The organism is Amycolatopsis oliviviridis (assembly GCF_014654365.1).
In the GTDB taxonomy this organism is placed as follows: Bacteria; Actinomycetota; Actinomycetes; order Mycobacteriales; family Pseudonocardiaceae; genus Amycolatopsis; species Amycolatopsis oliviviridis.
In genome coordinates, this window is record NZ_BNAY01000003.1 from 679,469 (window position 1) to 704,999 (window position 25,531).

The window sequence follows — 25,531 nt, forward strand, 5'->3', positions numbered from 1 at the left end:
CTGAGAGACTGGGACCCCGCCGAGTTCCCTGACCCGGGAGGCCGCATGCCCACCCCCACCTCGTCCGCCAGCTCTTCCCGACGCCCCGAGGCGCCCGATCGCAACCTCGCGATGGAACTGGTCCGCGTGACCGAAGCCGCCGCGATGGCCGCCGGCCGCTGGGTGGGACGCGGGGACAAGATCGGCGGTGACGGCGCCGCCGTGGACGCGATGCGCCAGCTGGTCTCGACCGTGTCGATGCGCGGTGTCGTCGTCATCGGCGAGGGCGAGAAGGACGAAGCCCCGATGCTGTTCAACGGGGAAGAGGTCGGCAACGGCGACGGGCCGGACTGCGACGTCGCGGTCGACCCGGTCGACGGCACGACCCTGATGGCCAAGGGCATGCCGAACGCGCTGGCCGTGCTCGCGGTCGCCGAACGCGGCGCGATGTTCGACCCGTCCGCGGTCTTCTACATGGAGAAGCTCGCCGTCGGCCCCGACGCCGCGGGCAAGGTCGACCTGGCCGCCCCGGTCGCGGAGAACATCCGCCGGGTCGCGAAGGCCAAGAACTCCAGCGTCTCCGACGTCACCGTGTGCATCCTCGACCGGCCGCGCCACGAACAGCTGATCAAGGAGGTCCGCGAGGCGGGCGCCCGGATCCGGTTCATCTCCGACGGCGACGTCGCCGGCGCGATCGCCGCGGCCCGGCCGAGCACCGGCGTCGACATGCTGCTCGGTATCGGCGGCACCCCCGAAGGCATCATCGCGGCCTGCGCGATGAAGTGTCTCGGCGGCGAACTGCAGGGCCGCTTGTGGCCGAAGGACGAAGAGGAGCGCGAGAAGGCACTGGCCGCGGGCCACGACCTCGACCGCGTGCTCGGCAACGACGACCTCGTCCGCGGCGACAACGTGTTCTTCTGCGCCACCGGCGTCACCGACGGCGACCTGCTGCGCGGCGTGCACTACCGCGCGGGCGGCGCGACCACCCAGTCGATCGTGATGCGGTCGAAGTCCGGCACGGTCCGGATGATCGACGGCTACCACCGGCTGACCAAGCTCCGCTCGTACTCGTCCGTCAACTTCGACGGTCACCTCGACGATTCACTGGAAGCCGACGTAGTTCCCCCGCTCCCCTAAGGAGAATCCGTGCTCAAGCGCGTGCTCGTGGTCCTGCTCGCGGCGATGGTCTTCACGCCGGTCGGGCAGGCCACGGGCGCGGGCGACCTCGTCGGCGGCAGAGAGGCCGACGAGCCGTATCCGTTCATCGCGTCGCTGCATTCGGCCTCCGGCAAGGCTTTCTGCGCCGGGGCGCTGATCGCGGCGGACTGGCTCGTAACGGCGGGACACTGCGTCGAGGGCAAGAACCCGGCGAACCTGAGCGTGCGGATCGGCAGCAACGACAACACCCAGGGCGGCGAGATCGCGAAACCCGCCGAGGTCGTCGTGAACCCGTCCTACAACCCCGACCCCGAGCACGCGGGCGGCGATCTCGCCCTGGTGCGGCTGGCCGCGCCGGTGAAGGCGGCGCCGATCACGCTCGGGGCGATCGTGGCGCCGGGGACGCCGACGCGGCTGCTCGGCTGGGGCCAGACCTGCCCGACTTCGGGCTGCGGCAAGGGCCCGGCGAAACTGCAGCAACTGGACACGAAGATCGTCGAAGGCGTGCGCTGCACCGCGAAGTTCGACGGCGCCGTCGAGTTGTGCACCGACAACCCCGGCGGAAAGTCGGGCTCGTGCTACGGCGATTCCGGTGGGCCGGAGATCGCCAAGGTGGACGAGAAGTGGGTGCTGCTGGGCACGATCAGCCGCCCGGGCAACGCCGATCCCGTTTGCGCGACTTCGCCGTCGATCGCGACTTCGGTGGTGGCTTACGCGCAGTGGATCGCGGAGAAGATCACTCCTCCGGTGCCCGCTCCCCCCGCCTGAAGTGTCATGAAAGGGCCGTTCATGACGTTTTTCGTCTTGAACGGCCCTTTCATGACACTCGCAGAGCCGTTCCTAGCGCGCGCTACTCCGCGTTACTGGAGTGCCCCGGGAACAGATGCGCTTCCGGGTTCAAAGCGACCGCGATGTTGTTGACCGCCGTCGCCGCTTCCCCGAACCCGGTCGCGATCAGCTTCACCTTCCCCGGATACGCCGCGACGTCGCCCGCCGCGTAGACCCGCTCCCGCGGCGTCGCCATGGTCGAGTCGACGGCGATCGCGCGGTGGTCGATCTGGAGTCCCCAGCTTTCGATCGGCCCGAGATCGGCGGTGAACCCGAGCGCGGCGACCACCGTGTCGGCGCGCAGCACTTCGGGCTCGGAACCCTTGATCTGGATCTCGACCTCGGCCAAAGCACCGTCGCGGTCGAGGAAGCGCGTGACCTCGGCGTCGGTGACGATCCGCACGCCTAGTTCCCGCGCCTGCCGCACGATCGACTCGGCCGCGCGGAATTTCGCGCGCCGGTGCACGAGGGTGACGCTCGCGGCGACCGGGTGCAGCGCGAGCACCCAGTCGAAGGCCGAGTCCCCGCCGCCGACGACGACCACGTGCTGCCCGGCGTGCGCCTGCAACGCGGGCACGAAGTGGACCATGCCGCGGCCGAGCCAGCCGTCGCCGGCGGGCAGGGGCCGCGGGGTGAACTCGCCGATCCCGGCGGTGATCAGCACCGCGCCGGCCCGCAGGACCTGACCGCCGTCGAGCGTGATGGTGATGCCGTCTTCGACGCTTTCGAGTTTCTCGGCCTTGCGCCCGAGCAGATACGCGGGCTTCCACGGCGCGGCCTGGTCGAGCAGGCCCTGCACTAGATCCCGGCCGCGGACCTCGGCGAACCCGCCGACGTCGTAGATCATCTTTTCGGGGTACATCGCGGTGACCTGTCCGCCCGCCTCCGGCAGTGAATCCACGACGGCCATCGAAAGACCGCGGAATCCCGCGTAGTAGGCGGCGAAAAGACCCGTCGGACCGGCCCCGATGATGACGAGGTCGTACGACGTTTCCCCAGCGGACTCGCTCATTCTGCACTCTCCCGGGCGGTGGTGGGCGGCGTGATCGAGAACACATTCGATCCTAGCCCTCGCGTGCCGAAAGACACGGAGCGCGCCGGGAGCCGCTGCGCGAGACTTGGGGTATGGCTGAACAGGAATACCGGATCGAACACGACACCATGGGCGAGGTGCGCGTCCCCGTCGACGCCCTCTACCGCGCGCAGACGCAGCGCGCCGTCGAGAACTTCCCGATCTCCGGCCGGGGCCTGGAGCGCGCCCAGATCCGCGCGCTCGGCCTGCTGAAGGCCGCGGCCGCGCGGGTCAACGCGAAACTCGGCGTGCTGGACGCCGAGGTCGCCGAGGCCATCGCGAAGGCCGCCGACGAGGTCGCCGAAGGCAAGCACGACGCGCATTTCCCGATCGACGTGTTCCAGACCGGTTCCGGGACCTCGTCGAACATGAACGCCAACGAGGTCATCGCGACGCTCGCGTCGAAGGCGCTCGGCCGCGACGTGCACCCGAACGACCACGTCAACGCTTCGCAGTCCTCGAACGACACCTTCCCGACGACGATCCACGTCGCCGCGACGGAAGCCGTGCTGTCCGACGTGATCCCGGCCCTGGAGTACCTGGCCGCCGCCATCGAGACGCGGGCGGCCGAATGGGCGGGCATCGTGAAGTCCGGCCGCACGCACCTGATGGACGCCGTGCCGATCACCTTCGGCCAGGAGGCGGGCGCGTGGGCGTCGCAGGTCCGGTTCGGTGTCGAGCGGCTGAAGTCGGGCCTGCCGCGGCTCGGGGAGCTGCCGATCGGCGGGACCGCGGTCGGTTCCGGGCTGAACGCGCCCGAGGGCTTCGGCGCGGCCGTCTCGCAGGAGCTGGCTTCGGTGACCGGTCTTCCGCTGACCGAGGCGCGTGACCACTTCGAGGCGCAGGCGACGCAGGACAGCGTCGTCGAGACGTCCGGGCATCTGCGCACGGTCGCGGTGTCGCTGAACAAGATCGCGAACGATCTGCGCTGGCTGGGCTCCGGTCCGCGCACCGGGCTCGCCGAGCTCGCGCTGCCGGATCTGCAGCCGGGGTCGTCGATCATGCCGGGCAAGGTGAACCCGGTGATCCCGGAGGCGACGCTGCAGGTGGTCGCCCAGGTGATCGGGAACGACGCGGCCGTCGCCTTCGCCGGAGCGGCGGGCAACTTCCAGCTCAACGTGAACCTGCCGGTGATCGCGCGCAACGTGCTCGAATCGGCGCGGCTGCTCGCGGCGGTGTCGCGGCTGCTGGCGGACAAGGTGTTCGCGGGCGTGACGGTGAACGCCGACCGCGCGCGCGAGTACGCCGAGGGTTCGCCGTCGATCGTGACGCCGCTGAACAAGTACATCGGCTACGAAGAGGCCGCGGCCATCGCGAAGCAGGCCCTCAAGGAGCTGAAGACGATCCGCGAGGTCGTGATCGAACGCGGTCACGTCGCGAACGGCAAGCTCACCGAGGCTCAGCTCGACGAGGCCCTCGACGTACTCCGCATGGCGCGCGGAGGCCGCTAAGCGCCGAGAGCGACCACTGCCGCGTGAAGTGGTGAGGCGAGCGAAGCCGCCAGCCCACCCGAAGGCCGTTTCTCGGTGAACAGGTGCAGCCAGGTCAGCACCGGGCCGAGCAGGATCGCGTGCACGAGAGCCGGATCGGGCCGTCGTGAGAGTTCCCCTCTCGCGACGGCCCGATCCAGCATCAGGGCCAGATATCCGCGTTCACGCCCGAGGAACACCTCGCCGAACCGTGCTTCCAGCGCCTGATCCGCCCGGACGTCGGCGAGCAGCGACGGCAGCGCCCGCCGCAGCTCCGCACTGTCCAAAGAGGACTGGATCACCCCGAGGACCGCCGCCACGTCACCCCGCAGCGAACCGGTGTCCTCCGGCGGTTCGAGGTCGACGGGGTGGATCACCGCGGCGAACACGAGTTCCGCCTTCGACCGCCATCGCCGGTACACCGCGGCCTTGCCGACGCCCGCCCGCGCCGCGACCGCGTCGATCGTGCAGCGCTGGTAACCGGTTTCGGTCAGCAACGCCCGCACAGCCTCACGGACCGCGTCGTCGATTCCTTCTTCCCTCGGCCTGCCTCTCGCCATGCACCCAGTTTACGAGACTGACAGTTCCGTATATCGTCCGGGTATGACCTGGACCAGGACCTCCCGCGAAATCCTCCCCTGCCCGCCGTCCGCGCTCTGGCCGTCGCTGGCCGGCTTCACCCGTTGGCCCGACTGGGATCCCGACCTCACCGGCGCCGAACTGCACGGCCCTGCCGCGGTGGGGACGACCGGTTTCCTCGTGCCTTCCGGGGCCGTGCGCGGCCGCGTGCACTCACGGGTCGCCGAGCCGTTCACGATCACGTCTTTCGTCCAGGACCGCGAGATCGCCATCCGCCAGCCGATTCCGCTCGGCGCCATGGATCTCGCGCTGAGGCTGACCGCGGTCGAGGGCGGGACGGAGCTCGTCCAGGAGATCACCCTCACCGGGCCGCTGCGCGCGGTCATGGTCGCGGTCATCGGCGGCGACGTCGTCAAGCACTTCGACGTCAAATGCGCCCGCCTCGCCGAGCTCGCGGCGGCGCAGGCCGATCACGACGCCTGAGGACACCAGCGCGACCCCGATCAGCTGGGAGAACCGGAAATCCTGCATGCCCAGCAGGAGCGAGACGGCCAGTCCGGACACCGGCATCAGCCCGACCAGCACGCCGGCCCGATCGGCACCCAGCGCCGAAACCGCCGAGTACCACAGGAGAAACGCGATCGCGGTGACGACGACCGTCAGGTAGCCGAGCGCGATCAGCTCCCGTCCGTCCGGCCACGCCCAGGCGCCGGACGGGTCGGCGACCGTACCGACCACCGCGCCGCCGACGCCCGCCGCACAGCAACCCCAGGTCGCGGTCGCCAGCGGTCCGAGGCGTTCGAGCACGCCGACGGCGAGCAGCGTGAACAGCGCCTCGCACACCATCGCGAGCGCCGCGAGCACCAGCCCCTGCCAGCGCGCGGCGCCGCCGCCGGACAGCACCGCGATCCCGAGCCCGGCGAGCACCGCCCCGGCCACCGGCGCCCACGACGGCCGTCTCCCCTTGGCCAGCGGGGCGGCGAGCGCGAGCACCAGCGGCGTGCCGCCGAGGAACGCGGCGACCAGGCCGGGTTCGGCGTAGCGCTGCGCGAACAGCAGGCACGCCTGGAACCCGATCATCCCGGTCGCCGCGAGGGCGATCAGCGCGGGCCAGTCGCGCCTGCCAGGCAGCGGCATCGGCTGTCCGCGCAGCCGCGCCCACGCCAGCAGGAGAACTCCCGCCAGCGCGTAGCGCAGCGCCTGCCCGGTGATCACCGGATAGCCGTCGAGCATTCCCGTCACCGGTACGGACGCGCCGACGACCAGCACCCCCAGTACGCCGAGCGTCACACCTCTTCGTTCGCTGTCCATGCCTCCACGATGTCGGCGATTTGGACCAGAACACAGATCCAGAACCACCCCTTTCAACTGGACCATAAGTCGCCGTCCCGGTACAGGTGCCTGCCCGCCTTCATGTACTCGGCAAGGTGTGAAGGTCGGGTTTCCTCGGCTGAGCCGAGGGAAGGGGGCCTTCACGCGCGGCCACGGTGACTGTTGTGACTGCTGGTGCGCCCGGGGCGGTCACGAAGGTAGTGAAGGACCTGAACCGCGACTGATCGCGGCCAGAATCCAGTAGGTACTCAAGACGCCCTTGGCGCTAACCCGAATCGCCACTCACGACCACCCCGGCCCACTCGGTACCGGCGCCCTCACCCGTGCCTGGGTCCGGCAGGACCAGGCACGGCCAAGCGGGCTCCGGGATACTTGTCGACATGACCGAGACGGCCGAACTGGGCGACTTCCTCAAGGCGCGCAGGGCCGCGCTGGATCCGGCCGACCTCGGCCTCCCGACCGGCTTCAACCAGCGGCGGGTCGCCGGGCTCCGGCGTGAGGAGCTCGCCCAGCTGGCCGGGATCAGCGTCGACTACTACACGCGGCTGGAGCAGGGCCGGGCGCGCAACGTGTCCGATTCCGTCCTCGAATCGCTGAGCCGGGCGCTGCGGCTGCACCGCGACGAGGAGACCTACCTGCGGAATCTGGCGGCGCCGAAGCGCAAACGCGTCGCGCGGCCGCGGGCGCAGCGGGTCCGGCCGGAACTGCAGCTGATGCTGAACGCGATCCAGTCCCCGGCGTTCGTGTTCGGGCGCTATCTGGACGTGCTGGCCTGGAACCCGCTCGGCGGCGCACTGTCCTTCGACTTCAGTGCCACACCGCCCGGCGAGCGCAACATCCCGAAGATGTTCTTCCTCGACGAGCACGCCCGCGAGATGCACCCGGAGTGGACGACGGTGGCGAGAGAGGTCGTGGCGAACCTTCGCTCCGAGAGCGGGAAGTATCCGGACGACCCGTACCTCGCCCAGCTCGTCGGCGAGCTCTCCCTCGGCAGCGAGGAGTTCCGCAAGCTGTGGGCGAAGCACACCGTGCGCGAGAAGGCGCACGCGTGGAAGGTGATGATCAACCCGATCGTCGGCGAGCTCCGGCTGCGCTACGAGACGCTGCGGCTGCCCGACGAGCCGGAGCTGGCCCTCGTGATCTACACCGCCGAACCCGGCTCCGACAGCGAACGGGCGCTCGGCCTGCTCGCCAGCTGGGTCGCCGATCCCGCGCACGCCTGAACGCGCTCGGCGGGAAACTGTCGGTCCCCGGGTCCATGATGGACCCATGTTGCTCACCGCGGTGGTGACCGCGTCGGCCGAACTGGCCGCCACGAGGTCCAGGAAGGCGAAGATCGCCACCCTGGCCGCACTGCTGCGCGCCGCGGGCGAGCCGGAGCTCCCCGCGGTCGTCGCGTTCCTCACCGGGCAGCCGACGCAGGGCCGCATCGGCACCGGCTGGCGGACGCTGGCGGAACTGGACGCGGCTCCGGCCGCCGAGCCGTCGTTGACCGTGGCCGAGGTCGACTCGGCACTCGGCACCGTGGGGGCGGCGTCCGGTGCCGGGTCGGTGAAGCTGCGCGCGGAAACTTTGCGGGCGCTGTTCACCAGGATGACGAAGAGCGAGCAGGAGTTCCTGTTCCGGCTGCTCACCGGCGAGCTGCGGCAGGGCGCGCTCGAAGGGATCATGGTGGACGCCATCGCGGCGGCGTCCGAGATCCCGGCCGAGGAGGTCCGACGGGCGTTCATGCTGTCCGGGCAGTTGCCGGTGACGGGGCTCGCGGCGATGACCGGCGGCCGGGAGCGGCTGGCGGAGTTCAAACTGGCCCTGGGCAGGCCGATCCGGCCGATGCTGGCGTCCCCGGCGGAGTCGCTGGAGGAGGCGGTCACCGAGCACGACGGTGCACTGGTCGAGTACAAAATGGACGGTGCGCGGATCCAGGTCCACCGCGAAGGCGACGAGGTGCACGTCTACACCCGGACGCTGCGGGAGATCACCGGCAGCGTCGGCGAACTGGTGGACCTCGTGCGCTTGCTTCCGTGTACGTCCGTGGTGCTCGACGGTGAGACGCTGGCCCTGACCGACGACGGCAGGCCGAGGCCGTTCCAGGAGACGATGAGCCGGTTCGGCAGCACACGCGAGGAGCAGGTCAAGGCGTTGCTGCTGCGGCCGTACTTCTTCGACTGCCTGCACCTCGACGGCGCGGACCTGCTGGACGCGCCGTTGTCCGAGCGGAACGCCGCGCTGCGGAAGGTCGCCGGGGCGCACGTCATCCCCGGCGAGATCGCGCCGTCGTCCGCCGCCGAGGTGCTGGAAGCGGCGATGGCCGCCGGGCACGAGGGCGTGATGGTCAAGGACCTCGCGTCGCCGTACGCGGCGGGCCGCCGCGGGCGCGCGTGGCTCAAGGTGAAACCGGTGCACACGATCGACCTGATCGTGCTCGCCGCGGAATGGGGGCACGGCAGGCGCACCGGCACGCTGTCGAACCTGCATCTCGGCGCGCGCGACCCCGACGGCGGGCCGCCGATCATGGTCGGCAAGACGTTCAAGGGCATGACGGACGAGTTGCTGTCGTGGCAGACGAAGACGTTCCAGGAGATCGAGACTCACCGCACGGACTGGGCGGTCCACGTGCGGCCGGAGCTCGTCGTCGAAATCGAACTCGACGGGGCGCAGGTGAGCACGCGTTACCCGGGCGGGCTGGCGCTGCGGTTCGCGCGGGTCGTGCGATACCGGCCGGACAAGGAGGCCGCGGACGCCGACACCATCGACACCGTGCGCGGCCTCCTCAAGCCCTAGCGCAACGACCGCATCCAGAGGACGAAACGCGTCAGTAGCAGCGGTCCGAAGAGATCTTGTAGGTGTAGTTGTTCGAGAGGTTGGAGGTCACCTCGAAGCGGATCTTGTGATACACCGGCGGCTCCCCGAGCACGCCGTGCTTCACCGTGCGCTCCTTGCCCGGCGCGATGGCCCCGCTCCAGAGGCCCTTGTCGAAGGTGTCGTCGATGATCTGGACGAGCATTCCCCGGTAGTCGTGGTTGTGCACGGTGATGTCGATGCTCTGCCCCGCGCTCACCTCGACGACCTTGGTCGACGCGCCCATCAGCGGCCCGCCCTCACAGACCTTCGAGGCCGCCGAAGCGGACGGTGCCATCAGCAGGGTGCCGGCCAGCGCGACCGGGACGACGGCGAGCAGTTTCTTGTTCATCGGTTCCCCACAACGGTCTTGACGACATTGGACTGGACGGCCAGGTCGAGGCCGATCTTCATGTTTCCCCCGCAGTAGGCCTTCTCGCCGTTCTTGAAATGCACCGTCAGATCCCCGGCGCATTCGAAGACCTTGACGTCCCAGGTGCGGGTGCCCGGCTTCAGGCAGATCGCGTCCTTCCCGGCCCGGCGCATCCAGCCGTGATAGCCGGACTCGCAGGTAATGATCGGATCACTGCCCGAAACGGGCGCCGGAGCCGCCTGTGCGGCGGTGACCGGCAGGAGTGCCACGGTGAGCGTGGCCCCGGCCAGTGCGGCGACCTTGACGTACGGACGCATGGATTCCCTTTCCGCGATGAATGTGAGAGTGTTTCGGAAAATCCCCGTCCGGAATTCCCGGACGCCGATGACGTTAAAGGCGTCCGCGGCCACTCGGAAAGCGATTCACGACCACGAAATGGCCATGGCCAAGGAAACAATGTCCACGCAGGTCAGCGCTTTGGCCACCGGCCCCGAAGGTCAAATGACGCGAACCGAGAAGAACACGGCGCGGGTGTTCGGCAGCAGGATGTGACCCTGTTCGTCGGCCATCTTCCAATACACCTGGCAATGCCCGGGACTGTCGGGCGCGCGGACCTCGACGGAGACGCGCACGTGTTCGCCGGGCGCGGTCTGCGGGACGGGAACGCGATCGGGCGTGCCGCATTCGCCGGGATTCCCGAACGAACCGGCGCGGACCAGATAGCGGCCGACCCATCCGACCGATCCCGCGTTCCGGAACTCCCAGGTCTTCACGAAGGTCGATCCGGCCGCGACCTCGCTGCCGTCGGGCACGGTCACGTCGGCGACGAACTCCGACGCGTCCCCGGCCGGTGCGGCAGAATCTCCGGAGAAGGGTGCGGCGAAGACGAACACCAGCGCCGCGACGAGCACGAGCGCGACGGCCCCGGCGAGGACGAACGCCGTCCGGCGCGATCGATCCGGAGCCGGTTCGGGCTCAGGCGCCACCTCGGCGGTCAGCGCGTCCCGCGCGCGTTCCCAGGCACCGCGCCATTCGTGGCGGACCTCGTCCTCGTCGCCGCCGAGTACCCCGACGGCCAGCACGCGGACGAACTCCCAGGACGTCTCCCAGCCGGGCAGACGTTCTCCGCGGGCGGCAGCCGAAAGCGCCGACTTCGAAGCGAGCGCGCCGTACTCGTCGCGCATCCGGTCGTACGACGGGTCACCGGCGGCACGTTTCAGCTCCCACAGCCGCCGCGCGAACCCGGCGACGGGTCCGCTGTCCTCCGCCGGACCCCGCGCGACCCGCCCGCGGCGTCCGGGCCTCCGCTCGACGTCCATCGATTCCCACGATATGACCCGGTGGCCGGGAAGGCCCGGCGGCGTCCCGCCCCCGATCGAGTGGCGGCGCGCGGTGGTGACGGGACGTCGCGGCATGATCACCCATAAAGTAGGCAGAATGCAGGCTTCCAAGATCGCGCGCGCCTGGTTCGGCGCGACCGCGCTGGTGGTGATCGCCGGTCTGGCCGCCCAGGTCCCGGTCTCGGCGGGCACCGAGGGCGGCACCTTCCACACCCCGGCCGGGCGGGTGGCCAACCTGCTGGCCTTCTTCACCATCGACTCGAACATCCTGGTCGGCATCGGCAGCCTGCTGCTCGCGCTCGGCGTCGCCGGCCGCTCGACCCTGTTCGGCGTGCTGCGGCTCACCGGCCTCGTCGGCATCATCGTGACCGGCGTGGTCTTCCAGGTCGCGCTCGCCGACCTCTACGAACTGCACGGCTGGGCCCAGTTCGCCGACACGATGCTGCACAAGGTGTCGCCGCTGATGTGCGTCGCGGGCTGGCTGCTGTTCGGGCCGCGCGGGCAGCTGTCGTGGCGAGTCCTGTGGTGGTCGCTGCTCTACCCGCTGGCCTGGCTCGCCGTCACGCTGGTGCGCGGCGCCATGATCGGGTTCTACCCGTACCCGTTCGTCGATCCCGGCATCAACGGCTATGGCGGCGTCGCTTTCAACTGCGTCCTGATCGGCGTGCTGTTCATCGGCCTCGCGGCGGCCGCGGTCGGTTTCGACCGCACCTTCAGCCGCAAGGACGAGGTGGACGACTACTTAGCCCCGGACCCGGCGGAAAGCGTTGAGCGGATCCGAGACACCGGCGCGTACTAGCGCCCGCACCGCGCCGAGCCGCCGGTCCACCGGTTTCCCGGCGGCCACCCGGTGCATCTGCTGGGTGTGCCACTGGATTTCGAGCAGGCTGTCGGCCAGCCGGATCCCCGTCTTCGGGGCCGTGCGCTGCGCGCGGACGTCCTCACCCGCCAGCAGACGGCCGGGCAGCGCGGGATCGACGACCAGCGGCCTGCCGAGCCCGATGACGTCCAGCGCGCCGGAACGCAGCGCGTCCGCCATTCCCTCCGGGCTGGTGAAGCCACCCGTGACCATCAGCGCGACGTCGGTGACCTGCCGCGCTTTCGCGGCGTAGTCGAGGAAGTAGGCCTCACGGCTGGCAGTGCTGGCCTTGCTCGCCTTGCCGGAGCCCATCATGGCGGCCTTCTCGTAGGTGCCTCCGGAGACTTCCAGCAGGTCGATGCCCGCTTCGCCCAGTTCGCGGACGACTTCGAGCGATTCCTCCTCGCTGAAGCCGCCGCGCTGGAAGTCCGCGCTGTTGAGCTTGACCGCGATCGGCACGCCGTCGCCGACCTCGGCGCGCACGCGGGCGACGACTTCGAGCAGGAAGCGGCGCCGCCGGAGAGCGTCACCGCCCCAGCCGTCGGTGCGCTGGTTGGTCAGCGGCGAAAGGAACTGCGAGACGAGGTAGCCGTGCGCGCCGTGGATCTGGACACCGGCGAAACCGGCCTCGACGACGGTGCGCGCGGCCACGCCGAAGCGGTCGATGATCGTTTCGATCTCGTCGACGGTCAGCGCCCGGGGCGTCGCGAACACCGATCGGATGCCGCGGTCGCCGAAGGGCACCGCCGACGGCGCGACCGGCTGACGGGAGAGGAAGCGCGGGCTCTGACGGCCGGGATGGTTGAGCTGGACCCACAGCCGGGTCTCGGTCCCGTCCGCCGACCGCGCCCACGGCTTGAACTCCGTCGCGTCCGGTTCCCGGGGCACCGCGACGTTGCGCGGTTCGCCGAGCGCCGTCGGATCGACCATGACGTTGCCGGTGATCAGCGTCCCGGCCCCGCCCCGGGACCACGTCCGGTACAGCTCGGTCAGTTCGGCGGTCGGCCGGTTGCGGCGATCGCCGAGCTGCTCGCTCAGCGCGGCCTTGGCCAGCCGGTTCGGCAGGGTCGCACCGCACCGCAGTTTCAGCGGCTCGGCCAGCAGTTCCTTGGGCTCGCTCATCCGCGCTTCCTCCGCCGTTACCTACTGATCAGTATCCCTACTCGAAGTAACATACTCTCGGTATGTCGAGTACTCAAGATGCGGCGATGCCGAAGGGGTTGTCGATCACGTAGCGCCAGAGCCCGTCCTCGCCGCGTCGCGCGACATCGGTGGCCGTCGCCGCGAGATGGCCCTCGATGACCCAGTCGACGATCAGCAGCGCCAGGTCGCCGGCCACCCGCACCTGGCGCGGCGTGACCGAGATGGGCTGCCCGAGCGCGAGGATCCCGCCGTTCGCGGCCCGGCGTTCCGCGCCGCTCACCTGCACGCCGTCCCGGCGGACGAACACGGCGTCCGGCTCGTAGACGGTGTCGAGGATTTCAGCGGATCCGGTGTTGAAGGCGGCTTGGAAGACGAAGGGGTGCTCGGCGGGATCCGCCGTCAACGGCACACTGGTGGAATGCGTCATGCGGACAGCGAAACCGACCGCGAAGCAGGTCACCAAACGGAAACCTTCGACGGCGAACTCGTCCCGGACGCCCGCGGCCGCACCCGCCGTCCGGAGCCGGACTGCCCCGTCGAGGTCGCGCTCGCCGCGATCTCGGGCCGCTGGACGACGCTGGTCCTCCGCGAGCTGATGGGCGGGGCCCGGTCCTTCAGCGAGCTTCGCGCGGCATTGCCCGACCTGTCGGCGAAGGTGCTGACGGAACGCCTCGGCGACCTGACCGCGCGACGCCTCGCCGTCCGCGAGGAGCTTCCGGGCTTCCCGAGCCGCACCAGCTACCGGCTCACCCCGGCAGGGCAGGCTCTGAGGCCGCTGCTGATCGAGCTGTACCGCTCGGGCTCGGTACTACTGGCCCAGTAAGCGAGGCGGGACCGGCTCGACCCGCACCCGCACCTTCACCTCGTCGGCCATCGCCCTCGCCCAGGCCTGCAGTCCCGGGATGTCGATCCCGTGCGGCCGGGCCTCGCGGAACGGCTCGATGTTGCCCGCGCCGCGCTCCAGCAGCGACGCCGCGCCGTTCCCGTTCCCCCTGGCCGCGTGGGTCAGGCCCACGGCGAGCTGCGCGAGGCCGCGCCACAGCTCCCGCTCCGGCCCGTCGGTCGCCTTCCACGCGTCCTCGAACACCTCGTGCGCGTGGAACGGACGGCCCTCGTCGAGCAGGCGCTGGGCCTCGGCGATGGTGTCCCCGGGGCTGCGTTCGATGCCCTCGGGCTGCCGTTCGACCCCGTCCGCGCCGTACGGGAGCGGCCTGCCGAGACCGTCCCGAGGGCGCGCGTTGCGGGCTCGTCCGGCTTCGTCACGGTCCCGGTCGGTCATGCCGACATTGTCCCACGCGGGTATCCTGGGGACTCGTGCGCTTTCTCGACGGGCACCGGCCCGCTCACGACCTGACCTACGACGACGTGTTCCTGTTGCCGAACCGTTCAGACGTGGAGTCCCGCTTCGACGTCGACCTGTCCACTGTGGACGGCACCGGCGCGACCATCCCGATCGTGGTGGCGAACATGACCGCCGTCGCGGGCCGCCGGATGGCCGAGACGGTCGCCCGGCGCGGCGGGCTCGTCGTCCTGCCGCAGGATGTCGACGCCACCGCGGTCGCCGAAATCGTCACCTGGGTCAAGAGCCGTCACACCGTGTGGGACACCCCGCTCGTGCTGACCGGCGGCGACGCGGTGGCCGACGCGCTGAACCTCGTCGGCAAACGCGCCCACGGCGCCGTCGTCGTGGTGGACGAGGACGGCAAGCCGGTCGGCGTCGTCGACGAAGCGGCCTGCGCCGGCGTCGACCGCTTCGCGCGGCTCGGGGACGTCGCGGAACCCGCGCTCGTCACGGTCCCGCTGGACACCCCGCCCCGCGAGGTGTTCGAGCGCCTGCACGCCCACGGCGGCGGTCTCGCGCTCGGTATCGACGAAAACGGCAGGCTCGCGGGTGTCCTGACCGAGATCGCGGCGCTGCGCGCGGAGATCTACACCCCGGCCGTCGACGACGGCGGGAACCTGCGCGTCGCCGCCGCGATCGGTGTGAACGGCGACGTCGCGGCGAAGGCCGAGGCCGTCCTCGCGGCGGGCGTCGACGTGCTGGTCGTCGACACCGCGCACGGCCACCAGGAGAAGATGATCTCCGCGCTCAAGGCCGTCCGGTCGGTCAGCCCGCGGGTCCCGGTGGTCGCCGGGAACGTGGTCACCGCGGAGGGCACGCGCGACCTGATCCACGCGGGCGCGGACGTCGTCAAGGTCGGCGTCGGCCCCGGCGCCATGTGCACGACCCGGATGATGACCGGCGTCGGCCGCCCGCAGTTCTCCGCCGTCGCCGAATGCGCCGCCGCGGCCCGCGAACTGGGCAAACACGTCTGGGCGGACGGCGGCGTGCGGCATCCGCGCGACGTCGCGCTCGCCCTGGCCGCGGGCGCGTCCTCGGCGATGGTCGGCTCGTGGTTCGCCGGCACCCACGAATCCCCCGGCGACCTGCGGTACGACGAGCAGGGCAGGCCGTACAAGGAGTCGTTCGGCATGGCGTCCAAGCGGGCCGTCGGCGCCCGCACGCGCACGGACAACGTCTTCGAGCGCGCCAAGAAGGGCCTGTTCGAAGAGGGCATCTCGGCGTCGCGGATGGCGCTGGACCCGGCCCGCCCCGGCGTCGAGGACCTGCTCGACTCCATCGGCTCCGGCGTCCGGTCGGCCTGCACGTACGCGGGCGCGCGGACGCTGGAGGAGTTCCACGAGCGCGCGCTGCTCGGCATCCAGTCCGCCGCCGGCTTCGCGGAAGGGCGCCCGTTGCCGTCGGGCTGGTGATCCGGCGTACCCGAAGCACTAGGGTGCACCGGGTGAGACGCCTCAGACGGATCGTGGCGGCGGCGATGGACCGCCGCCACGCGGAAAACGGGGAAATCGCCGAACTGCGGTCCGCGCTCGCGGACCAGGCCGCGGAACTCGAGCGGTTGCGCGCGGCACTGGAGCACCGCACCGCCTGGCTCGAAGATCATGGCGCGGCGCTGCGGGACGGCGACGCGCGGATCACCACCGTCGAAGCCAGGCAGGAAGCCCTCGGCACGCGCCAGGAAGCGCTCGACGGCTGGCTCGGAAGCCACGACACCGCCTTCGAAGGACTTCACGTGCGGGCCGAAAACCTCGAAGCCGCCCGCGATGTCGCCACCTTCACGCACTGGATCGAGCAGCACGAACTCGTGGCCTCGCCGAAGATCTCGATCGTCTTGCCGACGCACGACCGGGCCGCGCTGCTGCCCCGCGCGGTCGCTTCGGTCCAGGCGCAACGTTACGAGAACTGGGAACTGGTGATCGTCGACGACGCCAGTTCGGACTCCACGCCCAAGGTGATCGCCGGCTTCGAAGACCCGCGGATCCGGTCGATCCGGGTCGAGCACGGCGGCGTCTGCGCCGCACGCAACGCCGGACTGGCCGAGGTCACCGGGGACGCCGTCGCCTACCTCGACGACGACAACACGATGCATCCGTTGTGGCTCAAGGCCTTGGGCTGGGCGTTCGGCGAGCATCCGGAGATCACGGCGGCCTACGGCGGTTTCGTCATCGACGACATCGGCGGCCTGCCGACGCTGTTCCTGCGGCGCTACGACCGGGAGACCCTGCTGCGAGAGAACCTCGCCGACATCGGCGCCGTCGCGCACCGAACGGGTCTTCGCGAGGCGCGGTTCGACGAATCGCTGGTCGAGATGGGCGACTGGGATCTGCTCCTGGCGCTGACCGCGGACCGCGCGCCCCTGGTCGTCCCGGCGATCTCCTGTTACTACACCACGACTTCCGGGGACCGGCTTTCCCACGGGCCGACCTACGACGACGACTTCGCCGCCATCCGCCGCAAGCATTCAGGACCGGAGCACCGACCATGACCGGCAAGACCAAGATCCTCGTGGTCGCACTCGACGCGTGCGACCCGGCCACGATCCGCGATCTCGCCGCCGCGGGCGAGGTACCGACTTTGGCGCGCCTGCTCGAAACCAGCGCTTCGGCGACGACGCACAACCCTTACGGACTGTTCGTCGGCTCGCTGTGGAGCAGTTTCTTCACCGCGCGCACGGCGGCGCGGACCGGATTCCACTGCTGGGAAGAGGTCGACACCAAGACCTACGAACGGCGGCTGACCAGTCCGCTGGAGATCCGGGGCACCCCGTTCTGGGAGACCCTTTCCGACGCCGGGAAACGCGTCGCCGTGCTCGACGTCCCGCATTCCCGTGCGGACAAACCGCTCAACGGGGCCATGGTGAGCGAATACGCCTGCCACGACCGGCATTTCGGCTTCCACACTTCACCGCCGGAGCTGGCGAAGGAGATCGAGGCCGAGGTCGGGCTCACTCCCATCCTCACCGCGGAGCCCGATCTGGTACGCGACTGGGCGCCGGACGACTATCTCCACCGCGAAGGGCCGCACCGGACGGCGGACGAGGAACGCGCGCTGACGCACGGGCTCGTCGCCGGGATCCGGCAGAAGACCCAGGTGTCGGCCAAGCTGCTCGCCGAGGGCGACTGGGATCTTTTCCTTTCGGTGTACGGGGAATCCCACAGCATCGGCCATCAGCAGTGGCATCTGCACGACCCCGCGCACCGCGACCACGACGTCGCGCTCGGCGCGGAACTGGATCCGGTCCGCTCGGTCTACCGGGGTCTCGACGAAGCGATCGGCGAGCATCTCTCCCTGGCCGGAGAGGACACCACGGTGTTCGTGTTGCTGAGTCACGGCATGGGCCCGCGGTACGAGGGAAGCCATCTGCTGCACGAAATCCTGCGGCTTCTCGACACGGTGGAGACCGAAGGATTGCGTGGCGGCGGCGCGATGACGCGGGCCAAACGCGCCTACTCCGCGCTCCCGGGTCCTTTGAGGACGAAACTCGCGTCGGCCGCGATGCCCTTGCTGCGCAAGCGACTGGCAGCCGCCCCGCTGCCCGCGGTGCCGAACTGGGCGACCGCCGAACAGCGGTCGAAGCAGCGGTTCTACCTGTCTCCCAACAATTTCGTCTTCGGCGGGGTGCGGATCAACCTGGTGGGCCGGGAACCGCACGGCGTCGTCCGGCCCGGCGCCGAATACGAGGCCGTCTGCGCGCGGCTGACCGAGGACCTGCTCTCACTGGTGAACGTCGCGACCGGGAAACCCGTGGTGCGCGAGGTTTCCCGCACGAGCGATCACTACGACCGGGAGGCCGACGACACCCTGCCCGATCTGCTGATCGACTGGGCCCGCACCGGCCCGATCGAGACGGTCTGGTCGCCGAAGACCGGCGTCGTCTACGGCCCGGACGAGCATTGGCGCACCGGGGACCATCGACCGGACGGGCTCCTCCTCGCCAGCGGCCCCGGTTTCGGGCCGGGCGCGAAGCTGCCGGAACTGGACGTCGTCGATCTGGGCGCGACGCTTTCGGCCATGCTCGGCGTCGAACTCACGGACGACGTGGACGGCCGGCCGCTCCCTTGGGCGAAACCGGTGTCGTGAAGTGTCATGAAAGGGTCTTTCAGGACGAAAAATGTCCTGAAAGACCCTTTCATGACATACGCCTAGCCGTGGTCCTCCAGCATCTCGGTGACGAGCGCCGCGATCGGCGAGCGCTCGGACCGGGTCAGCGTGACATGGGCGAACAGCGGGTGACCCTTGAGCTTCTCGATCACCGCCGAAACGCCGTCGTGCCGCCCGACCCGCAGGTTGTCGCGCTGCGCGACGTCATGCGTGAGCACGACCCGCGAGGCCGTGCCGAGCCGCGAGAGCACGGTCAGGAGCACGTTGCGCTCCAAGGACTGTGCCTCGTCGACGATGACGAACGTGTCGTGCAGCGACCGGCCGCGGATGTGGGTCAGCGGGAGCACCTCGAGCATGCCGCGGTCGAAGACCTCGTCGAGGACGTCCTGGCTGACCAGCCCGCCGAGCGTGTCGAAGACCGCCTGCGCCCACGGCTGCATCTTCTCGCTCTCGGAACCGGGCAGATAGCCCAGTTCCTGGCCGCCGACCGCGTAGACCGGCCGGAAGACCACGACCTTGCGGTGCTGACGGCGTTCCATCACCGATTCCAGCCCCGCGCAGAGCGCGAGCGCCGATTTGCCGGTCCCGGCGCGGCCGCCCAGCGAGACGATGCCGACGTCGGAGTCCAGCAGGAGGTCCAGCGCCACCCGCTGCTCGGCTGACCGGCCGTGCAGGCCGAACGCCTCCTTGTCACCGCGCACGAGCCGGATCCGCTTGTCCGCGGTGACCCGGCCCAGCGCGCTGGAACTGCCGGCGAGCAGCCGGAGACCGGTGTGACAGGGCATCTCGCCGACCTCGGGCATCCCGAACTCGGCCGGATCCACCGAGGGCCCGCTGAACAGCGCGTCGATCAGGGTCTGCGGGACGTCCAGGTCCGCCATCCCCGTCCAGCCCGAAGGCGTCACCTCCTGCGCGCGGTACTCGTCGGCTTCGAGGCCGACTGCGCCCGCCTTGACCCGCAGGGGGATGTCCTTCGTCACCAGCGTGACCGACGCGCGTTCCGCCGCCAGATTGAGCGCACAGGCGAGGATGCGGTGGTCGTTGGAGTCGGTACGGAAGCCGACCGGGAGCACCGTGGGATCGGAGTGGTTCAACTCCACCTGCAGGGTGCCGCCGTGCTCACCGATCGGGATCGGCGCGTCGAGCCTGCCGTGCTGACGACGCAGGTCGTCGAGCATGCGAAGCGCTTCGCGCGCGAACCACCCCAGTTCGGGGTGGTGACGTTTCGCCTCCAGTTCACTGATGACGACCAGCGGGAGCACGACCGCGTGTTCGGCGAAACGGGTCACCGACCAGGGGTCAGAGAGCAGGACCGACGTGTCGAGCACGTAAGTGGACCGCTGGGATTCGGGCGAGATCGAGGCTTTCTCCGGGCCAGAGGCACCGGTCGAAGAACGGCCAGAGGCCTTGCGGGGTGAACGCTGCGCAGTCACGACGGCATCTCCCTCGTGGGCGTGGCACCACGCCCGCACTCGCTGGGCCGGGCACCTCCCTGGCTAACCGCTCCTTCTGACGCTGTCCGCGTCAGTCGGCACGGCCGCGAGGGCCGGGTGCCGGCCCCCTCGTGCATCCACTGGGCGGCTGTGCCGCCCTGTCGACAACCGCCACGACCAGGGCCTCCCGCGAGAGTCCGCATGGGACGCGAACCCTCACTTCCGGAAGGTACCTGCGTCCGGCCGATCGCGCAGGCAGCCACCACGGTGATTCGCCAAACCGTCATCTCACTGTCGGTCGCGTGACATCAACGCCTGGTCACCATCACCCTGCGTAGTGATGATCTCTATTCAGGGACGCTCGTCAACGTGACCCGGATGGATCAACGCGACAGAGGGCGTTCACCTGTTGGAAGCGAAGGTTCTACCACGCTTGGTAGCGGGTCGCATTTTGTGCCCGAGACAGAGAACCGTACCGAGTGAAACGAACCTTTTTCAGCTCACACAATGGGCTTACGAGACGGTCACAGAGCCTGAATAGCGAGTAATTTTCTCACTGCGGGACACCCCCACCGGATTCGGTGCCCCCGATCCCTGAATATCTCTACTTAGGAGTGCGAAGTGCTGAAGAAGGCTGGTTTCGTTTCCGCCGTCGCCGCGGGCATCATGATGGTCGGCGGGACCGCGTTCGCCGCCACCGGCGACACCACCGGCACCCCGGACCCGACGTTCGGCGACGCCTACAACACGTTCATCGAGGGCGGTGGCGCACTGGGCTACGGTGCCGCCTCGCTGGTCGCCGGTGCCTACACGGGCGTCGCCACCACCCCGGCCCTGATCCTCCACTCGCTGGAGCACCACCACCACTGATCTTCGGTGTGGATGTCGAAGGCCCCGGAAGTGCACTCCGGGGCCTTCGTCCTGTCCGGGGTCAGGAACCGAAGCGCCGGTGCCGCCACGCGTAATCGCGCATGGCGCGGAGAAAATCGACCCGGCGGAATGCGGGCCAATAAGCCTCGGTGAACCAGAATTCCGAATGCGCCGATTGCCAGAGCAGAAATCCGGAAAGCCGCTGCTCACCCGAGGTGCGGATAATCAGATCCGGATCCGGCTGGCCCGAGGTGTACATGTGTTCGGAGATATGGTCGACGTCCAGGATCTTCGCGAGCTCGCGGATCGAGGTGCCCTCGTCGGCGTGCTGGAGCAGGAGTTTGCGGACCGCGTCGGCGATCTCCTGACGCCCTCCGTAACCGACCGCGACGTTGACTTCCATCCCGGAGCGCCCTTCGGTGCGCTCCGCGGCCGCGCTGAGGGCCTTCGCGACCTCCGGCGGCAGCAGGTCAAGGGCTCCCACGATGCGGAGCCGCCAGGGCGTCTGCGGCGCGGCGAGCTCGTCGGTGACGTCGGTGATGATCTTCAGCAGCGGGCTCAGCTCCTCGGCCGCGCGGCCGAGGTTGTCGGTCGAGAGCAGCCACATGGTGACGACCTCGACGTCGGCCTCGTTGCACCAGCTCAGGAAATCGGCGATCTTCTTGGCGCCGGCGCGATGGCCGTCGGCGACGTCGGTGAAGCCCGCTTCGCGCGCCCAGCGGCGGTTCCCGTCCAGCATGATGGCGATGTGGCGTGGATGGCGCCCCTTGGCCTGCTGGATCAGGCGCCTGCCGTAGGCGCTGTACACGACGTCTGACAAGAAGGACCGAAGACTCACGCCAGTGGAGACTAGTCACCCCGCGAGCCCCAGTGGGACGCGCCACGGACACTGGCGAAAAACCTACGGTGCCGTAACCTGGCCGAGTGAGCGTAGCGACCGAACCCCAGCCGTCCGGCCCCACGCCCTTGGTGGACACGCGTCCTCGCCTGCGGGGTCACATCCACTTCTGGTCCTTCTTCGGCGCTGTCGCCGGAGCCGCGGCCCTCATCAGCCTCGCGGCGTCCACCGTGTCGGGTATAGCCGCTTTGTCCACTTCGGTCTACGGCCTGACCGTGCTCGGCGTCTTCGGCGTCAGCGCGCTCTACCACCGTCGCTTGTGGAGCCCACGAGCATACGAATGGATGAAGCGCGCCGACCATTCGATGATCTTCCTGTTCATCGCCGGCACTTACACGCCGTTCACCCTTCTGGCGATGTCCCAGCCGACCGGGTACATCGTGCTGGCCATCGTCTGGGGCGGCGCGATCGGCGGCGTCACCCTCAAGATGCTGTGGCCGAACGCGCCACGCTGGCTCGGCGTGCCGATCTACATCGCACTGGGCTGGGTCGCCGTCTTCGTCCTGCCCGAACTGGCCACGCACGCCGGCGTCGCGGCGCTCGTCCTGCTGTGCGTGGGCGGGCTGTTCTACACGCTGGGCGCGGTGTTCTACGCCGTCAAGTGGCCGAACCACTTCCCGGACACCTTCGGCTACCACGAGTACTTCCACGCCTGCACGGTGCTGGCCGCGGTGTCGCACTACATCGCGATCTGGCTGGCGATGTACGCCTAGCCCACAGTGACGCGCGTGAAGGCCCCCTTCCCTCGGCTGAGCCGAGGGAAGGGGGCCTTCACGCGCTTGGGTAGGTGAGCGAGACCGCCGGTGCCGCGTGGTCACCGTGGTCGGACACACGCGTGTTCCCTCTGGCACAAGAAAGTGCCTTCTTCCGCGCCCCCGCGGCGAAAGCCATGATCACCGCCATGACCAAGAAAGCACCGCCCCGTCCCCTCGACGACGCCACCCTCAGCGCCTTCATCGCCGAGCACACCTTCGGTGCCCTCGCGACCCTCAAGCGTGACGGCCGCCCGCACCTCTCCACGGTCGTCTACACCTGGGATCCCGAGACCCGCGAGATCCGGATCAGTACGACCGAAGAGCGCCTCAAGGTCAGGCAGCTCCGCGCCAACCCCACCGCCTCGCTCTACGTCTCCAGCGCCGATCACTGGAAATTCGCGGTCGTGGAAGGAAAAACGGAACTCTCCGAAGTCACGCGAACACCCGAAGGCGAGCAAAGGCTCTTCATCACCCTCAAAGCCGAGAAACTCTATGGAACAGCCCTCGACATCGCTTAACGTACGCACCTGGAAAAGGCCAGGTGAGGAGACGTCCGATGTGGGAAAAGCGGATGGAGTGGCCGCTCAACGCCGCCGCCGTGCTGTTCCTGGCCGCCTACGCCTGGCCGATCCTGCAGCCGTCGCTGGGGCAGACCGGCCGGGTCTGGTGCGAGGTCGTCACCTGGGTCGCCTGGGCGGTCTTCGCCCTGGACTACGGCGTCCGCCTCAAACACGCCGAGGACAAACGGGCCTTCCTGAAGAGCAACATCTTCGACCTGCTGATCATCGTGCTCCCGCTGATCCGGCAGTTGCGGCTGCTCCGGCTGGTCACGGTGCTCAACGTCCTCAATCGCAACGCCGGACTGTCGCTGCGCGGCCGCGTCGTGGTCTACACGGTGGGCGCGACGGCGCTCATCGTGTTCTGTTCGGCACTCGCCGTGCTGGACGCCGAACGCACTCAGGCGGACGCGCCGATCACCGACTTCCCCGACGCGGTGTGGTGGTCGATCACGACGATCACCACGGTCGGCTACGGCGACCGCTACCCCATCAGCGGCACCGGCCGCGTCGTCGCGGTCGGGCTGATGGTGGCCGGGATCGCCCTGCTCGGTGTGGTCACCGCGACGCTCGCGTCGTGGCTGATCCGCCGGGTGACCGAGGCCGACGAGAACGCGCAGGCCGTCACCCGCGAGCATCTCGACGAGCTGACCCGCGAGGTCAAGGCGTTGCGGGCCGAGCTCGCCGAGCAGCGCGCCGGGGTCAGTCCCGAAGCATCGGAGCCGCTAGGTACTGCTCGGGGATAGCGAAGGCGTCGACGAGGGTCCGCGCGTGCGGGCGCAGGTCGGCGCACAACGCGTTCACCGCGGCGGTGACGGCCTTCGAGCGTCCGGAGGTCAGGCGCCCGTGTTCGAGGAACCAGCCCCGGTCCGCCTCGATGTTCGCGAGCGCGTAGAGGTCGCAGACCCGCTCCAGCAGCTCGCGTGCTTCCGCGTCGGCACAGCGCTCGATGGCGTTGACGAACGCTTCGAGCACCACACGGTCGACGTGCACGCGCCCGGCGCGCAGCACGTGGTCCTGCGCGTCGTTGAAAACACCGAAGGGATCCGACGCGGCCTTACGCAGGCGTTGCGCGACACCGCCGAGTACGTGCTCTTCGCGGTCTTCGAACAGCTTCAGGTGCCATTCGCGTGAGAACAGCACGTCGCTGTCGTCGGCGTCGGTGAGCCGCTCGACGACCTTGCGCGCCGACGTCCGTTCGATCACGGCCTCGACGAGCTGCTCCGCCACGAACCGCGCGGTCGCGAGCGGGCTCAAGTCCTGGAAGTGGTCCTTGTAGCTGGTCAGCAGGCCCTTCGCGACCAGCTGCAGCAGCACGGTGTTGTCACCTTCGAAGGTGGTGAAGACGTCCGTGTCGGCCTTCAGCCCGGCGAGCAGGTTCTCCGACAGGTAGCCGGAGCCGCCGCACGCCTCACGAGCGGCCTGGATCGTGGCCGTCGCGTGCCAGGTCGAGACGGCCTTGATCCCGGCAGCGCGCGATTCCAGCTCCCGCTGCTCCTCCTCCGGCGCGTCCTCGGCGATGTCGTTCAGCGTCGCGACGAGGGCTTCCTGCGCGAAGTGCAGCGCGTACGACGTCGCCAGCGCGGGCAGCAGTTTCCGTTGGTGCGCCCGATAGTCGAGGATCACGACCTCGTCGCCGTCGGGCCGAGCGAACTGCCGGCGCAGCTCGCCGTATCGGACGGCCAGTGCCAGCGCGCGTTTCGTCGCGCTGCCGGCGCTGCCCGCGACACTGACCCGGCCGCGGATGAGCGTGCCGAGCATCGTGAAGAACCGGCGGCCGTCGCTCTCGATCGGGCTCGTGTACGTCCCGTCCTCGGCGACGTCACCGAACCGGTTGAGCAGCGCCTCGCGCGGAACCCTCACCTGGGTGAAGGTGAGCCGCCCGTTGTCGACGCCGTTGAGACCGGCCTTGCGGCCGCAGTCCTCGATCTCGACGCCGCTCGCGTTCTCGCCGCGGATCGGCACCACGAACGCGTGCACGCCGCGCGACTCCCCGCCGGTGATCAGCTGCGCGAACACGACCGCGAGTTCGCCGTCACGGGCGGCGTTGCCGATGTACTCCTTCATCGCGCCCCGGTCCGGCGTGTGCACGACGAACTCGCGGGTGGCCGGGTCGTAGGTCGCGGTGGTGCGCAGGTGCTGGACGTCCGAGCCGTGACCGTGCTCGGTCATCGCGAAACAGCCCAGCAGCTCCAGATCCTTGATCTCGCGCAGATAGCGCTCGTGATGGCGTTCGGTACCGAGCAACTGCACCGCGCCGCCGAACAGGCCCCATTGGACACCGGCCTTGACCATCAGCGAGAGGTCGCCGAAGCCCAGCATCTCGAACGACATCACCGAGCCGCCGACGTCGCCGCCACCGCCGTACGCCGGGTCGAAACCGAGACCCGGCCGGTCGGTTTCGGCGAGCTTGCGCAACCAATCGAGGACCTGGGCCCGGTGCGCTTCGACGTCGAGATCGACGGGGTCCTTGAAGTCCTCCGCCGCCATCTGCGCGCGCACCGCGCGGCGAAGCCCGGCCCACCGTCCATCGAGGACGGTGGTCAGCGCGTCCGGGTCGATCTTCGCGGGAAGTCCTGGTGTGTCCACGATTCCTCCGATGCGG

The 25,531-nt window shown here is 69.6% G+C and carries 26 protein-coding genes and 1 pseudogene; 15 read left to right on the forward strand and 12 right to left on the reverse strand.

What is annotated here, in order from left to right; genetic code table 11:
• Positions 1–45 precede the first annotated feature (45 nt).
• Both glpX and IE302_RS16290 read left to right on the forward strand, forming a co-directional pair.
• Positions 46–1,116 carry a class II fructose-bisphosphatase gene (glpX, locus tag IE302_RS16285; protein WP_191255336.1) on the forward strand — a complete coding sequence of 357 codons (1,071 nt, stop codon included), beginning with the start codon at positions 46–48 and terminating at the stop codon, positions 1,114–1,116.
• Between the two features lie 9 nt (positions 1,117–1,125).
• Positions 1,126–1,905 (forward strand): S1 family peptidase, encoded by a 780-nt coding sequence (locus IE302_RS16290; protein ID WP_191255337.1) that lies wholly within the window; start codon positions 1,126–1,128, stop codon positions 1,903–1,905.
• 82 nt (positions 1,906–1,987) lie between these two features.
• Here IE302_RS16290 and IE302_RS16295 read toward each other — a convergent pair whose 3' ends face one another.
• On the reverse strand, positions 1,988–2,977 hold the full coding sequence (locus IE302_RS16295; protein WP_191255338.1) for an NAD(P)/FAD-dependent oxidoreductase: 990 nt from the start codon (positions 2,975–2,977) through the stop codon (positions 1,988–1,990).
• A 113-nt stretch (positions 2,978–3,090) separates the two neighbouring features.
• Here IE302_RS16295 and IE302_RS16300 point away from each other — a divergent pair, with 113 nt between their 5' ends.
• Positions 3,091–4,488: a class II fumarate hydratase gene (locus IE302_RS16300; protein ID WP_191255339.1), complete on the forward strand. Its 1,398-nt coding sequence runs from the start codon at positions 3,091–3,093 to the stop codon at positions 4,486–4,488.
• On the opposite strand, the gene IE302_RS16305 is transcribed toward IE302_RS16300, so the two are convergent.
• Positions 4,485–5,066: a TetR/AcrR family transcriptional regulator gene (locus tag IE302_RS16305; RefSeq protein WP_191255340.1), complete on the reverse strand. Its 582-nt coding sequence runs from the start codon at positions 5,064–5,066 to the stop codon at positions 4,485–4,487. The genes IE302_RS16300 and IE302_RS16305 overlap by 4 nt on opposite strands.
• A 43-nt stretch (positions 5,067–5,109) precedes the next feature.
• Between IE302_RS16305 and IE302_RS43260 the strand changes: the two genes are divergently transcribed.
• Positions 5,110–5,568: an SRPBCC family protein gene (locus IE302_RS43260; RefSeq protein WP_373308000.1), complete on the forward strand. Its 459-nt coding sequence runs from the start codon at positions 5,110–5,112 to the stop codon at positions 5,566–5,568.
• On the opposite strand, the pseudogene IE302_RS16310 reads toward IE302_RS43260, so the two are convergent.
• Positions 5,566–6,462 (reverse strand): annotated as a pseudogene (locus IE302_RS16310) (DMT family transporter); the annotation flags it as partial. The gene IE302_RS43260 and the pseudogene IE302_RS16310 sit on opposite strands and share 3 nt — an antisense overlap.
• 335 nt (positions 6,463–6,797) lie before the next feature.
• On the opposite strand from IE302_RS16310, the gene IE302_RS16315 reads away from it, so the two are divergent.
• Positions 6,798–7,640 (forward strand): helix-turn-helix transcriptional regulator, encoded by an 843-nt coding sequence (locus IE302_RS16315; protein WP_191255341.1) that lies wholly within the window; start codon positions 6,798–6,800, stop codon positions 7,638–7,640.
• Between the two features lie 46 nt (positions 7,641–7,686).
• Positions 7,687–9,198: an ATP-dependent DNA ligase gene (locus IE302_RS16320; protein WP_191255342.1), complete on the forward strand. Its 1,512-nt coding sequence runs from the start codon at positions 7,687–7,689 to the stop codon at positions 9,196–9,198.
• A 31-nt stretch (positions 9,199–9,229) separates the two neighbouring features.
• On the opposite strand, the gene IE302_RS16325 is transcribed toward IE302_RS16320, so the two are convergent.
• The 3 genes from IE302_RS16325 to IE302_RS16335 form a co-directional block, all read right to left on the reverse strand.
• Positions 9,230–9,607, reverse strand: coding sequence for a hypothetical protein (locus tag IE302_RS16325; RefSeq protein ID WP_191255343.1), 378 nt, complete (start codon positions 9,605–9,607; stop codon positions 9,230–9,232).
• The gene (locus IE302_RS16330; protein ID WP_229907789.1) at positions 9,604–10,038 is read right to left on the reverse strand and encodes a hypothetical protein; all 435 of its coding nucleotides are present in this window, start codon (positions 10,036–10,038) and stop codon (positions 9,604–9,606) included. Before IE302_RS16330 ends, IE302_RS16325 begins: the two co-directional genes overlap by 4 nt.
• An 87-nt stretch (positions 10,039–10,125) precedes the next feature.
• Positions 10,126–10,947 (reverse strand): NBR1-Ig-like domain-containing protein, encoded by an 822-nt coding sequence (locus IE302_RS16335; protein ID WP_191255344.1) that lies wholly within the window; start codon positions 10,945–10,947, stop codon positions 10,126–10,128.
• A gap of 118 nt (positions 10,948–11,065) precedes the next feature.
• Here IE302_RS16335 and IE302_RS16340 point away from each other — a divergent pair, with 118 nt between their 5' ends.
• A complete protein-coding gene (locus IE302_RS16340) occupies positions 11,066–11,767 on the forward strand; it encodes a Pr6Pr family membrane protein (RefSeq protein WP_191255345.1) in 702 nt (233 codons plus the stop codon).
• On the opposite strand, the gene IE302_RS16345 is transcribed toward IE302_RS16340, so the two are convergent.
• Positions 11,711–12,949, reverse strand: coding sequence for an NADH:flavin oxidoreductase/NADH oxidase family protein (locus IE302_RS16345; protein ID WP_191255346.1), 1,239 nt, complete (start codon positions 12,947–12,949; stop codon positions 11,711–11,713). The two genes, IE302_RS16340 and IE302_RS16345, sit on opposite strands and share 57 nt — an antisense overlap.
• A 73-nt stretch (positions 12,950–13,022) precedes the next feature.
• Positions 13,023–13,397, reverse strand: coding sequence for a YybH family protein (locus IE302_RS16350; protein WP_229907790.1), 375 nt, complete (start codon positions 13,395–13,397; stop codon positions 13,023–13,025).
• Here IE302_RS16350 and IE302_RS16355 point away from each other — a divergent pair.
• On the forward strand, positions 13,389–13,793 hold the full coding sequence (locus IE302_RS16355) for a winged helix-turn-helix transcriptional regulator (RefSeq protein WP_191255348.1): 405 nt from the start codon (positions 13,389–13,391) through the stop codon (positions 13,791–13,793). The two genes, IE302_RS16350 and IE302_RS16355, sit on opposite strands and share 9 nt — an antisense overlap.
• Here IE302_RS16355 and IE302_RS16360 read toward each other — a convergent pair.
• Complete coding sequence (locus tag IE302_RS16360) at positions 13,779–14,249, reverse strand: DUF309 domain-containing protein (protein ID WP_191255349.1); 471 nt, start codon at positions 14,247–14,249, stop codon at positions 13,779–13,781. The genes IE302_RS16355 and IE302_RS16360 overlap by 15 nt on opposite strands.
• A gap of 35 nt (positions 14,250–14,284) precedes the next feature.
• Here IE302_RS16360 and guaB1 point away from each other — a divergent pair, with 35 nt between their 5' ends.
• Genes guaB1 through IE302_RS16375 form a run of 3 tightly spaced genes read left to right on the forward strand, consistent with a single transcriptional unit; the run spans position 14,285 to position 18,392 of the window.
• Entirely contained in the window at positions 14,285–15,724 is a 1,440-nt protein-coding gene (gene guaB1, locus IE302_RS16365; protein ID WP_191255350.1) for a GMP reductase, read from the forward strand.
• Between the two features lie 32 nt (positions 15,725–15,756).
• Positions 15,757–16,797 carry a glycosyltransferase family 2 protein gene (locus tag IE302_RS16370; RefSeq protein ID WP_229907791.1) on the forward strand — a complete coding sequence of 347 codons (1,041 nt, stop codon included), beginning with the start codon at positions 15,757–15,759 and terminating at the stop codon, positions 16,795–16,797.
• On the forward strand, positions 16,794–18,392 hold the full coding sequence (locus IE302_RS16375; RefSeq protein WP_191255351.1) for an alkaline phosphatase family protein: 1,599 nt from the start codon (positions 16,794–16,796) through the stop codon (positions 18,390–18,392). The genes IE302_RS16370 and IE302_RS16375 overlap by 4 nt, the downstream gene beginning before the upstream one ends.
• 62 nt (positions 18,393–18,454) lie before the next feature.
• Here IE302_RS16375 and phoH2 read toward each other — a convergent pair whose 3' ends face one another.
• Complete coding sequence (phoH2, locus tag IE302_RS16380) at positions 18,455–19,741, reverse strand: RNA 5'-3' helicase PhoH2 (RefSeq protein ID WP_229907825.1); 1,287 nt, start codon at positions 19,739–19,741, stop codon at positions 18,455–18,457.
• Positions 19,742–20,467: 726 nt separating this feature from the next.
• Here phoH2 and IE302_RS16385 point away from each other — a divergent pair.
• Positions 20,468–20,716: a hypothetical protein gene (locus IE302_RS16385; protein ID WP_191255353.1), complete on the forward strand. Its 249-nt coding sequence runs from the start codon at positions 20,468–20,470 to the stop codon at positions 20,714–20,716.
• Between the two features lie 61 nt (positions 20,717–20,777).
• On the opposite strand, the gene IE302_RS16390 is transcribed toward IE302_RS16385, so the two are convergent.
• Positions 20,778–21,554, reverse strand: coding sequence for an isoprenyl transferase (locus IE302_RS16390; RefSeq protein ID WP_039920022.1), 777 nt, complete (start codon positions 21,552–21,554; stop codon positions 20,778–20,780).
• Between the two features lie 131 nt (positions 21,555–21,685).
• On the opposite strand from IE302_RS16390, the gene trhA reads away from it, so the two are divergent.
• From trhA to IE302_RS16405, 3 genes are all read left to right on the forward strand, one after another.
• Positions 21,686–22,327 (forward strand): PAQR family membrane homeostasis protein TrhA, encoded by a 642-nt coding sequence (trhA, locus tag IE302_RS16395; RefSeq protein ID WP_191255633.1) that lies wholly within the window; start codon positions 21,686–21,688, stop codon positions 22,325–22,327.
• 74 nt (positions 22,328–22,401) lie between these two features.
• Positions 22,402–22,887: a pyridoxamine 5'-phosphate oxidase family protein gene (locus IE302_RS16400; RefSeq protein ID WP_229907792.1), complete on the forward strand. Its 486-nt coding sequence runs from the start codon at positions 22,402–22,404 to the stop codon at positions 22,885–22,887.
• 38 nt (positions 22,888–22,925) lie between these two features.
• The gene (locus IE302_RS16405; protein ID WP_191255354.1) at positions 22,926–23,672 is read left to right on the forward strand and encodes a potassium channel family protein; all 747 of its coding nucleotides are present in this window, start codon (positions 22,926–22,928) and stop codon (positions 23,670–23,672) included.
• Here IE302_RS16405 and IE302_RS16410 read toward each other — a convergent pair.
• Positions 23,629–25,515 (reverse strand): acyl-CoA dehydrogenase family protein, encoded by a 1,887-nt coding sequence (locus IE302_RS16410; protein ID WP_191255355.1) that lies wholly within the window; start codon positions 25,513–25,515, stop codon positions 23,629–23,631. The genes IE302_RS16405 and IE302_RS16410 overlap by 44 nt on opposite strands.
• Positions 25,516–25,531 lie beyond the last annotated feature (16 nt).